Origin of the sequence: Mesotoga sp. HF07.pep.5.2.highcov (assembly GCF_003666285.1) — a bacterium.
GTDB classification, from domain to species: domain Bacteria; phylum Thermotogota; class Thermotogae; order Petrotogales; family Kosmotogaceae; genus Mesotoga; species Mesotoga prima.
The window spans coordinates 1-805 of the sequence record NZ_JFHJ01000474.1; the positions used below are offsets into that span (position 1 = coordinate 1).

1 protein-coding gene is annotated in these 805 nt (G+C 45.5%); it reads left to right on the plus strand.

Annotation, left to right across the window (positions count from 1 at the left end):
- Positions 1-642, plus strand: a 642-nt coding sequence (locus BG32_RS09935) for a 3-oxoacid CoA-transferase subunit B (RefSeq protein ID WP_147434926.1), incomplete at its 5' end; no start/stop codon positions are given.
- Between the last annotated feature and the right edge of the window lie 163 nt (positions 643-805).

The following is an 805-nucleotide window of genomic DNA, read 5'->3' on the forward strand; positions in this document are numbered from 1 at the left end:
CCAAAAGAGAGAATAGCAAGAAGAATTGGACGGGAACTGGCTGACGGAGATCTGGTAAATCTGGGGATTGGAATTCCCACCCTGGTCTCAAACTATATACCAGCGGGTATAAGGGTGTTTTTTCAATCAGAAAATGGCATCATCGGCATGGGACCATTACCGGAAGAAGGAATGGAGAATAGAGATCTTACAAATGCCGGGGGTCAATATGTAACGGCTCTACCGGGTTCGGCAGTTTTCGACAGTGCCATGTCTTTTTCAATAATCAGAGGTGGACATCTCGACGTCACTGTCCTAGGAGGTCTTCAGGTCGATGAGCGTGGGATTCTGGCTAACTGGATGGTCCCTGGCAAGATGGTGCCAGGTATGGGCGGTGCAATGGACCTAGTGACTGGAGCTAAACGTGTTATTGTCGCCATGACACATACATCTAGGGGAAATCCGAAAATCGTGAAACAATGCACTCTTCCCATAACTTCAAACAGACGAGTAGACCTTATTGTTACAGAGTTAGCGGTAATCGAACCCTTTGCCGGAGGACTTCTGTTGAAAGAGAAGGCAAGTGAGGTGACAGTTGACGAGGTACAGTCTCTAACAGAGGCTCGGCTATTTGTCGCTGAGGATCTTAAGGACATGATCTAGAGGTAATTTTGGAGTCTCGAGCGGCCAGAAATGTCCATTCTCTGAAGATGAAATGATGTATCATTACTATTCGTTGTCTTAGATCTACAGTGATGTTTTGTTCGAATGATTTTTCTATGAAGAATTTCGTGGAGCTTGAAGGAAATAGTAACAACCGATTCAC